The following is a 9,530-nucleotide window of genomic DNA, read 5'->3' on the forward strand; positions in this document are numbered from 1 at the left end:
GGCCCGGTTCCTGAGAACCGGGCCTCTCGCGTTTTCACCAAGTAGCGGGGACAGGATTTGAACCTGCGACCTCTGGGTTATGAGCCCAGCGAGCTACCGAGCTGCTCCACCCCGCGATGTGTTGTGTCCCGAGCTTACGTGACCCGGAGCCGCACACCAAATCGACAACACGACGGGCCCGCTCCCCGAAGGAGACGGGCCCGTCGTGTTCACGCGTCGACGATCACGGCTTCGGCGCCCCGGTCGCGGGCGGCGTGCCGGTCGCGGGCGGCGTGCCGTTGGCCGGTGGCGTGCCGTTCGCGGGCGGCGTGCCGTTGGCGGGCGGTGCCTTCGCCGCGTTCTCCGCCGCGATGGCCTTGTTCACCGCCGCCTGGAGCCGCTTCTGCGCCTCGCCGTACTTGCCGAAGTCGCCGGCCTTCAGCGCCGCGTCGGCGTCCTTGAGTGCCTGGTTGGCCTCGTCGAGCGCCTGCTTGACCGTCGGGTTCTCGGTCGTCGTCGGCGGGGTGCCCGTCGTCGGCGGCGTTCCGGTGGTCGGCGGGGTGCCGGTGTCGGTCGGTGGCACCGTGGTCGTCGGCGACCCGCTGAACACCTTGGACAACGCCAGATCGAGGGTGTCCTCGAAGGCGATGCTGCCGCCGTAGGAGACCAGCACCTTCTGCAGGACCGGATACGATCCGGGCGCGTTGGCCTGGACGTACACCGGTTCCACGTACAACATGCCGCCGCCCACGGGCAGGCTGAGCAGGTTGCCGTAGACCACCACCGAGTCGCCGCGCTGCAGGATGTTGATCACCTGGGCGACCGCGGCGTTCGACTTGAACTGGTTCTGCATCTGATCCGGACCCAGGATCGCCGTGTTCGGCGGCAGGCTCAGGAGTCTGATCTTGCCGTAACCCGGTGATCCCGGTTCGGAGTTCACCGCCATGAACGCGGCCAGGTTCTGCCGTTCCTTCGGCACGAAGGTGCTGGTCAGCTGGAACGACTGCTGCGCGTCCGGGGCCCCGCCCGGCGTCGCCGACGGCATCTTCATGGACAGGTAGTACGGCGGCTGGTCGCCCGAACCGGCGGTGCGACCCGTCGGGTCCTTGGGGACCTTCCAGAAGTCGGAGCCGTTGAAGAAGGTCCGGGGGTCGGTCACGTGGTACCGGGTGAGCAGATCGCGCTGCACCTTGAACAGGTCCTGCGGGTAGCGCAGGTGCTCCATCAGGGTCGGCGGGATCGTGCCCTTCTTCTTGATCGTGTTCGGGAAGGCCTTCATCCAGGTCTTCAGGACCGGATCCTTCTCGTCCCACTGGTACAGCTTGACCGAGCCGTCGTACGAATCGACCGTCGCCTTCACCGAGTTGCGGATGTAGTTGACGTTGCCGGTGTTGCCCACCGCGCCCCGGGCCCGGTCCTCGGCGTTGAGCGAGTCGGCGGTGGCGGTGCCGAGCGTGGTGCGGGTCGCGTACGGATAGCCGTTGCTGGTCGTGTACGCGTCGACGATCCACTGCACCTTGCCGTCTATCACGGCCGGATACGGGTCACCGTCGATGGTCAGCCAGGGCGCGACCGCCTCCACCCGCTCCTTGGGCGTGCGGTTGTACAGGATCCGGGAATCCTTGTTGATCGTGTCGGAGAGCAGGATGTTGCCCTCCTGGAACTTCGTCGCGTACAGCAGCTTGTTGAACATGCCGCCGATCGGCACGCCGCCCTTGCCGTTGTACGTGTATGTGGCCTGCCCCGCCGCGGTGTCGGTCGGGTAGTCCACCTCGGTGGGCGTGGTGTTCTTCGGCGCGCCCACGATCGAGTACTCGGTGGTCGACTCGCCGAAGTAGATCCGCGGCTGGTACGGACCGAGCGGGCTGGGGGTCTGGGCCTCCTGCGCGTCGGTGCGGATGTTGCCCTCGATGTAGACCGGCTTGCCCTCGCGGTCGACCCGGGTGCCCTCGGCCGCGACGACGCCGTACCCGTGGGTGTACTTGGTGTGGTCGTTGACCCAGTTGTGCGTCTGACCACCCCTCGGGTTCAGCTCGCGCAGCGCGATCACGGTGTCCTGCATCTTGCCGTCGATCATGTAGCGGTCGACGTCCAGCGTGGTCTGGAAGGCGTAGTACTGCCGCAGCTGCTGCATCTGGTTGAACGTCGGCGAGACGATGTTCGGGTCGAGCAGCCGGATGCTGGCCGTGTTCGCGGCCTGGTCCTTCAGCTCGGGCTTGGCCTCGACGTTGCCGTCGTACTTCTCCGGCTCCACCTTGTCGATGCCGTACGCCAGCCGGGTCGCCTCGATGTTGCGCTGGATGTACTTGGATTCCTTGGCCTGCTGGTTCGGCTTGACCTGGAACCGCTCGACGATCGCCGGGTACAGCCCGCCGATGAGCACCGCGGAGAGCACCATCAGGCCGAAGCCGATGATCGGCAGCGCCCACGTGCGGCGGAACACGTTGACGAAGAACAGCGTGGCGCAGATCAGCGCGACGATGAACAGGATCGTCTTCGCCGGCAATACCGCGTGCGCGTCGGTGTACCGCAGGCCGGTGAATTGCGAGGCCTGCTTGAAATCACCGGACGAGACCGCGAGCGAATAGCGGTCCAGCCAGTACGCGACGGCCTTGAACAACACGAAAAGGCCGAGCAGCAGCGAAAGATGCGCCTGTGCGGCGGGGGTGGCCCGCGACCCCGGGCTCTGCACCCGAAGTCCGCCGTAGAGGTAGTGCGTGATCACCGCGAGGACGAGGCCGACGACGACCGCGACGAACGCGAAATTGACCAGGAATCGATAGAACGGCAGATCGAACGCGTAGAACGAGACGTCCTTGTGGAACTGCGGATCCTTGGCGCCGAACGAGACGCCGTTCACGAACTGGAGCCACGTCTTCCACTGCCCCGACGCCGAGGTTCCGGCGATGATGCCGATGATCACCGACAGCGCGATCAGCAGCCAGCTACGGAACGGCGTGATGGCCGAGCGGTAGCGGTCGAGGCTCTGCTGTTCGAGCGACATCCCGCGGAACGCGGGACGCAGCCGATAGGCGACGTAGATGTTGGCGCCGACGGCCGCGGCCATGAGCAGACCGAACACCAGGAACAACCCGATGCGCGTCCACAGCTTGGTCGTGAATACGTTTCCGTAGCCGACCGACTTGTACCAGAGCCAATCCGTCCAGAAATTCGCGAACAGCACCCACGCGACAACGATCACCACGAGGATGGCCAGCGTCAGGAGCAGTGTTCTGGACCTGCGGGACGGAGCTCCCAATCTGATCCGACGGCCACCTGAGCCGCCTCGTTCGGGCATCTGAAAAACCAAGGGTGCGCACCTCGATCATTACCTGGACGCGCCCGGTCGGCGCTCGATGGGTCAACTTACCGAGACAGGACGTGGTTCCCCACGGACACGGCCGATACAGGCTCGTGATCCGTCGTGGGGCGGAGACGGGAAGATGGGGTCATGACCGTTGCACTCACCCAGGCCCTCGTCGAGATCGAACGCCACGTGGCGGGGTACGGCTGGGACCAGCAGCCCCGCCTGTACGCGCTCGTGGACACCGGGGAGCTGGCCCGTACCGAACCCGATCTCGCCGCGCAGCTCGGCCTGTCCGCCGACCGTGACGCGCCCATCGACACCCTTACGCCGATCGAGCAGGAGGAGATCCCGGAGCACGTCGCGATCGACGAGTTCCTGGCGAGCATCGCCTGGCCGGACGCCGTGCTCGGCTGCGCGCTCGTGGTCGAGCGGCTGATGTTGCCGCCGTCCGCCGAGGCCGGCATGCCCACCGTCGGCAGCGACGAGGAGATCCACGACTGGGTGGCGGCGCACCCGGAGCGCCAAGAGGTGCGACTCGCGGTCGGCGTGCTGCGCGACGGCTCGCGCGAGTCGGCGGTGCGGCTGCGGGCCAAGGACGACGACTCCGAGGTGCTCTCCGGCGCGGACCTGGTGCCCGGCCTGGCCGAGGCACTGCTGGCCACGTTCGGCGACACCGACGAGGAGTAGGGGCCGAGCGGGTCCGCACCGGTCACGCATGACATTCCGTCAAAGTGCCCTGACCGGTGCGGATCGTCTCCAGCGCCTTGAGCGCGTCGTCCAGCGTCTCCACCTGGACGAGGGTCAGACCGCCCGGCCGGGTCTGCGCGGCGGCGGCGCAGTTGGCCTTGGGGGTGAGGAAATACTTGGCGCCCTGGCGGCGGGCCCCGATGGTCTTCATCTGGATGCCGCCGATCGCGCCGACCTTGCCCGCGTCGTCGATGGTGCCGGTGCCGGCCACGAACTTGCCGCCGGTCAGGTCGCCCGGGCTGAGCTTGTCGACGATGCCGAGCGCGAACATCATCCCGGCGCTGGGGCCGCCGACGTCCTCCAGGTGGATCTCCACCTTGAACGGGAACTTCGGCAGGATGCCCGGGGTGATGCCGACCAGCGCGCGGCCGTCGTCCTCGGCCTTGCCGGTGACCACCTGCACGTCGCGCCTGGTGCCGCGGGCGTCGGCCGGGTCCACGGTGAGCGTGACCGATTCGCCGGCCTTGTGCTTGGTGATCGCCCCGGCGACGTCCTCGGTCTTGGTGATCGGCGCGCCGTCCACGGCCAGGATGATGTCGCCGGCGTGCAGCTTGCCGAGCGCGGGCGCGTCCTTGGCCACGGTCGAGACGATCACCTGCTTCTCGATCGGGATGTTCAGGGCGGCGAACGCGGCCACCTTGGCGTGCTCCTGCGAGGAGCTGAACTCCTCGGCGTTCTCCCGCTCGACCTCGGCCGCCGACTTGTCGTCGGGGTACAGCGACTTCTTCAGCACCACGTCCGCGTCGCCCTTGACCCAGCCGGCCAGCGCGTCGAGCAGCGGCATGTCGTAGGACTTGTTGGTCACCGACACGGTGGTCATGTTCAGGTGCCCGCTCGCGGGATACGTCTCGTGGCCGGAGATCTCGATGACCGGCTTGCCGCCCTCGTCGCCGAGCGTGTTGTACGTGGGCCCGGGGCTCAACTCGGCGTAGGGCACCGGCGCGAACAGCACGGCGCAGGCCAGGGCCAGGAGCAGCAGCCCGGAGACGACCAGGGTGGCGGTGCGGCGCGACATGCGCCCGACCCTACGGCACCCGGATTCTCGCGGTGCGGGCCGGGCCGTCACGGGTTGTCGGGGGCCGTTCCCGGAAGCGTCGGGTCGGGCGCCTCGACGGTGGGGTCGTGCACGATCGGGGTGGCGGTGCGCACCCGGTCCAGCGCCGCGCTCCACTCCTCGAAGGCGGACATCGAGTCGCGCATGCTCGGCGTACGCAACGCCCGACCCGTCCACGCGGCCCAGCTCACGGCGATCACGAGCGCGACGCCCGGGATGGCCCACCACCATGCGACAGCCGCCATGACGTACTCCATCGACACGAGAGGGAGGGTGACGGCTTAAATCATATGTATGTGGTGGTGATGGTGCATTTCCGCTACTCCGAGGTGCCCGGGGCGCCCGGGGACGGGTGGGATGAACGGGGCGGATGGGGCGTCGGAGCGGGTGCGTGCGGGGTCAGCAGGCGCCGACCCAGTCCGCGTCGCCGTCCGTGAAGTGCTGGAGCTTCCAGATCGGCACCTCGTGCTTGAGGTCGTCGATCAGGCGGCGGCACGCGGCGAACGCCTCCGCGCGGTGCGGGCAGGCGACCGCGACCACGACCGCCAGGTCGCCGATCTCCAGCCGGCCGACCCGGTGTACCGCCGCCATCGCCAGCACCGGTTGGTCGGCGGCGATCTTCTCCATCACCCGACGCAGCTCGGCCGCTGCCGACGGGTGGGCGGAGTATTCGAGCGCGGTGACCGTGCGCCCGCCGTCGGCGTCACGGACCGTACCGACGAACAGGTCGATGCCGCCGGCGGCGCGGTCGCCGACCGCGGCGAAAACCTCGTCGACGGACAACGGCGTGTCGCGGATCTCGGCGATGCGGATGACGTCCATACCGGGCAGTATCGCGCGCCGCGCCACGGACTCGGACACCCCGGTCCCCGACGGCGCGGGCGGCCCCGTGCCGGAGCGGGCCGAAACCCGGTCGCCACGGGGCCGCGCGGCTCAGAACCCCCGGCGCCGGCGGCGCACCTTGCGCACGATCGCGGCCGTGCCGACCAGGGCCACGGTGGCACCGGCCGCGCCGAGCGTGGTGGCGTCCTTGCGGCCGAGCCGGCGGGCCACCAGCGCGTGCCGGCCGGCGACGTCCTCCAGGAGCGCGGCGAACGCCGCCTCGTTGGTCCACGCCGGCCGCCAGCCCGCCGCACGCAGCCGTTCCGCGGAGACCACCCAGCCGTGCATCGTGTAGGCGAGGTCGCCCGCGGGGGCGGGCGTGATACCGAGGCGGTGCAGCCGTTCGGCGGTGCCCAGGGCGAGCGAGGCGGGCAGCTCCATCCGGCGCATGCCGGACAACTCCTCGATCTCCTCCTGCTCCAGCCAGCCCTCCGAGCCGACCGTGACCACACCCTCGACCCGGCCGAGCGCGGCGAACTCCAGCGCCGAGGCCAGGTCGTCCAGGTGGCAGAACTGCCAGCGGGGCTGCCCACCGGAGACCACGAGCAGGCGCGGCGCCTCGAAGTGCCGGGTCATCACGCTGTCCGCCTCGGGACCGCCGACCAGCGTCGCCGGCCGCACCACGGTGACCTTGACGTGCGGATGGGCGCGCGGGGTGCGCTCGGCCAGTTCCTCGATCTCCAGCAGATCGCCGACCAGCGACGCGTCGGCCGTGGCGCGCAGCGGCGCGTCCTCGGCGAGCGGTACGTCGTTGTCCGGCAGCGCGCCGTAGACCATCGCCGAGGTGCACAACACCACGCGCGGCACCCGGGCCGCGGCGGCGGCGGTCAGCACGGTCTGGGTGCCGCGCACGTTGCGCGCGCCCCGGGACCGGGGCTCGGAGTCGAGCGACATGTCGAGCGCGAGGTGCACCACCACGTCCACGCCCTCCAGCCGACCGGCCAGCGCGGGGTCGCGGACGTCCATGATCCGCCACTGCGCGCCGGGGATCTCGCCGCGCCGCTCGTCGATCGCGATCAGACGTTTGACCTGGTCGTTCGCGGCCAGAAGCGAGGCGACGCGATGACCGAGCCCGGCGGCGGCGCCGGTGACCGCGACGACCGGGCGCACCCGGGGCACACTGGTGGCCGAGGGCTGGTCCTCGGGCCGGCCCGAGGGCTGGGGATCGCTCTCCGGAGCGGTCTGCGCGGCATCGGTTCCGGTGCCTTCGCTCGTGCTCTCCCGCCCGCTCCGCCCAGAGCGAACGCGTGGGGGCTGGGAACTCACTGGCGGTCTCCCGTGGTTAGTTTGGTACGAGCGGTTCGTCAAGAAAGGTACGCGCGACTGCTTGCCTTTCCTGTCAGTGTCCGCGATCCATCCTGCCGGAGGTGTTGTTGTGATCTTCACGCCAGGCGCGTTTCGGCGCCTGTGCGGTGTCGCCTCCGGCCGGGGCGGCGGGCGGCTCGAGCGAGACGAGGTAGCCGTGAGTCGGCATCGAATGGTCGGGCCCGAGGGCGCCGCGCACATGGAAAACGTAGAGGGGCCCCACCATGGCTGACTTCCCGTTCGGCTTCGGCAAGCCCTCGGGCGACGACGATCCCAACCGCCCCGGCGGCGGGTCCGGTGGTTCGAATCCGAACGACCCCTTCGGGTTCGGTGCCGCCGGCGGTGACCCGAACAACCCGTTCGGCGCGCTTTTCGGACAGATGAATCAGGCCGATCTCGGCGCGGCCTTCCAGCAGCTGGGCAAGCTGCTCTCCTACGAGGGCGGGCCGGTCAACTGGGATCTGGCCCGCGACATCGCCCGGCAGACCGTGGCGCAGCAGGGCGACGCGTCGATCGGCGCGGTGGAGCGCTCGGGCGTCGAGGAGGCGGTGCGGCTCGCCGAGCTGTGGCTGGACGAGGCCACCTCGCTGCCGTCCGGTGTGAGCACCACCGCGGCCTGGAGTCGTTCCGAGTGGATCGAGGCGACGCTGCCCCAGTGGCGCGCGCTGGTCGAGCCGCTGGCGACCCGGGTGGTCGCGGCCATGGGCGAGATGATGCCCGACGAGATGCAGAGCATGGCCGGGCCGCTGCTCGGCATGATGCGCGGCATGGGCGGCGCGATGTTCGGCGCCCAGGTGGGCCAGGCGCTCGGCGCGCTTGCCGGCGAGGTGGTCGGCTCGACGGACGTCGGGCTGCCGATCGGTCCGGCGGGCAAGGCGGCGCTGCTGCCGGCCAACCTGACCGCGTTCGGCGAGGGCCTGTCGCTGCCCCAGGAGGAGGTGCGGCTCTACCTGGCCCTGCGCGAGGCCGCGCACCAGCGCCTGTTCGTGCACGTGCCGTGGTTGCGGCAACACCTTTTCGGCGCCGTCGAGGCGTACGCGCGGGGCATCAAGGTGGACATGAGCCGCCTGGAGGAGGCCGCGGGTCGGATCGACCCGAGCAACCCCGAGGCGCTGCAGGAGGCGTTCTCGCAGGGGCTGTTCGAGCCCGAGGAGACGCCGGAGCAAAAGACCGCGCTGTCCAGGCTGGAGACGGCCCTCGCGCTGGTGGAGGGCTGGGTCGACGCGGTCGTGCACAGCGCGGCGGCGCCGCGGCTGCCCTCGGCGGGCGCGCTGCGCGAGACGCTGCGTCGGCGGCGGGCCACGGGCGGTCCGGCCGAGCAGACCTTCGCCACGCTGGTGGGCCTGGAGTTGCGCCCGCGCCGACTGCGCGACGCGGCCCGGTTGTGGGCCTCGCTGGCCGACGCGCGCGGCGTGGACGGGCGCGACGCGGTGTGGCAGCACCCCGACCTGCTGCCGACCGCGGCCGACCTGGACGACCCCGACGGTTTCGTGCACCACGCCGAGCTGGACCTGTCCGGTCTCGACGCCGAGTTGGACGCGGACCTGGACTCGCTGGAGTCGAAGGGCGAGTCGAAGGCCGACGACGCCGAGCGCGAGGCGAACGGCGACGACGACAAGCCGAAGGGCGCCGACGGCGACAAGGGTCCCGCCGCGTGAGCCTTCGGGTGGCGACGGTCGACGCGTTGTCCGCGTGGCACGCGCCCGACGAGCGTGCCGACGGGCTGCGCCGGGCCTACCTGGATCATCTGGCCAGGTACGACGACGGCATGCTCAAGGCGTGCCGCGCCGGGCATGTGACGGCGAGTGCGCTGATCGTGGACGCGGCCGGCGGTCGGGTGCTGCTCACCCTGCACGCGAAGATCCGCCGGTGGTTGCAGACCGGTGGGCACTGCGAGTCGGGTGACCGCACACCGGCCGAGGCGGCGCTGCGCGAGGCCCACGAGGAGTCCGGTATCGCCGGTCTGACCCTGCTCGCCGACGGCGCGCCGGTCTGCCTCGACCGGCACGACACACCGTGCGCGGTGCACTTGGACGTGCAGTACGCGGCGCTGGCCCCGCCCGGCGCGGTCGAGGTGATCAGCGAGGAGTCGCTGGACCTGCGCTGGTTCGCGTTCGACGCGCTGCCGGCCGACACCGACGACTCGGTCCGGGCGCTGGTGAACCGGGCCCGCGCCCTGGTCTGAGGTCCGCGCTCCGCGCGGCGACACGGGAAATCCACGAGGACATGCCGAGGGGCGCCCGACCGGTGATCGGT

The 9,530-nt window shown here is 70.4% G+C and carries 8 protein-coding genes and 1 tRNA gene; 3 read left to right on the forward strand and 6 right to left on the reverse strand.

The annotated features are described in order from the left end of the window. Positions 1-42: 42 nt before the first annotated feature. Positions 43-116 (reverse strand) — tRNA-Met (locus ACFRCG_RS47750). 107 nt (positions 117-223) lie between these two features. After that, positions 224-3,277, reverse strand: a complete 3,054-nt coding sequence (locus tag ACFRCG_RS47755) for a UPF0182 family protein (protein ID WP_380042959.1) — start codon at positions 3,275-3,277, stop codon at positions 224-226. A gap of 153 nt (positions 3,278-3,430) precedes the next feature. Here ACFRCG_RS47755 and ACFRCG_RS47760 point away from each other — a divergent pair, with 153 nt between their 5' ends. Then, complete coding sequence (locus ACFRCG_RS47760; protein WP_380042960.1) at positions 3,431-3,973, forward strand: PPA1309 family protein; 543 nt, start codon at positions 3,431-3,433, stop codon at positions 3,971-3,973. 22 nt (positions 3,974-3,995) lie between these two features. On the opposite strand, the gene ACFRCG_RS47765 is transcribed toward ACFRCG_RS47760, so the two are convergent. From ACFRCG_RS47765 to ACFRCG_RS47780, 4 genes are all read right to left on the reverse strand, one after another. Continuing rightward, complete coding sequence (locus tag ACFRCG_RS47765; RefSeq protein ID WP_380042961.1) at positions 3,996-5,048, reverse strand: PDZ domain-containing protein; 1,053 nt, start codon at positions 5,046-5,048, stop codon at positions 3,996-3,998. Positions 5,049-5,095: 47 nt separating this feature from the next. Next, entirely contained in the window at positions 5,096-5,332 is a 237-nt protein-coding gene (locus tag ACFRCG_RS47770; RefSeq protein WP_380042962.1) for a hypothetical protein, read from the reverse strand. 154 nt (positions 5,333-5,486) lie between these two features. After that, positions 5,487-5,909 (reverse strand): molybdenum cofactor biosynthesis protein MoaE, encoded by a 423-nt coding sequence (locus ACFRCG_RS47775; RefSeq protein ID WP_380042963.1) that lies wholly within the window; start codon positions 5,907-5,909, stop codon positions 5,487-5,489. 111 nt (positions 5,910-6,020) lie between these two features. Then, positions 6,021-7,235, reverse strand: coding sequence for an NAD-dependent epimerase/dehydratase family protein (locus tag ACFRCG_RS47780; protein ID WP_380042964.1), 1,215 nt, complete (start codon positions 7,233-7,235; stop codon positions 6,021-6,023). 263 nt (positions 7,236-7,498) lie between these two features. On the opposite strand from ACFRCG_RS47780, the gene ACFRCG_RS47785 reads away from it, so the two are divergent. Together ACFRCG_RS47785 and ACFRCG_RS47790 are read left to right on the forward strand one after the other, a co-directional pair. After that, positions 7,499-8,932 (forward strand): zinc-dependent metalloprotease, encoded by a 1,434-nt coding sequence (locus ACFRCG_RS47785; RefSeq protein ID WP_380042965.1) that lies wholly within the window; start codon positions 7,499-7,501, stop codon positions 8,930-8,932. After that, entirely contained in the window at positions 8,929-9,459 is a 531-nt protein-coding gene (locus tag ACFRCG_RS47790) for an NUDIX hydrolase (RefSeq protein WP_380042966.1), read from the forward strand. Before ACFRCG_RS47785 ends, ACFRCG_RS47790 begins: the two co-directional genes overlap by 4 nt. Positions 9,460-9,530: the final 71 nt, after the last annotated feature.

It is taken from the genome of Embleya sp. NPDC056575 (assembly GCF_042793325.1).
In the GTDB taxonomy this organism is placed as follows: Bacteria; Actinomycetota; Actinomycetes; order Streptomycetales; family Streptomycetaceae; genus Embleya.

Excerpts from the sequence above, each read along its gene's own strand:
- ACFRCG_RS47755 (WP_380042959.1), bottom strand. The coding sequence starts at position 3,277 with ATGCCCGAACGAGGCGGCTCAGGTGGCCGTCGGATCAGATTGGGAGCT.
- ACFRCG_RS47760 (WP_380042960.1), top strand. The coding sequence starts at position 3,431 with ATGACCGTTGCACTCACCCAGGCCCTCGTCGAGATCGAACGCCACGTG.
- ACFRCG_RS47765 (WP_380042961.1), bottom strand. The coding sequence starts at position 5,048 with ATGTCGCGCCGCACCGCCACCCTGGTCGTCTCCGGGCTGCTGCTCCTG.
- ACFRCG_RS47770 (WP_380042962.1), bottom strand. The coding sequence starts at position 5,332 with ATGGCGGCTGTCGCATGGTGGTGGGCCATCCCGGGCGTCGCGCTCGTG.
- ACFRCG_RS47775 (WP_380042963.1), bottom strand. The coding sequence starts at position 5,909 with ATGGACGTCATCCGCATCGCCGAGATCCGCGACACGCCGTTGTCCGTC.
- ACFRCG_RS47785 (WP_380042965.1), top strand. The coding sequence starts at position 7,499 with ATGGCTGACTTCCCGTTCGGCTTCGGCAAGCCCTCGGGCGACGACGAT.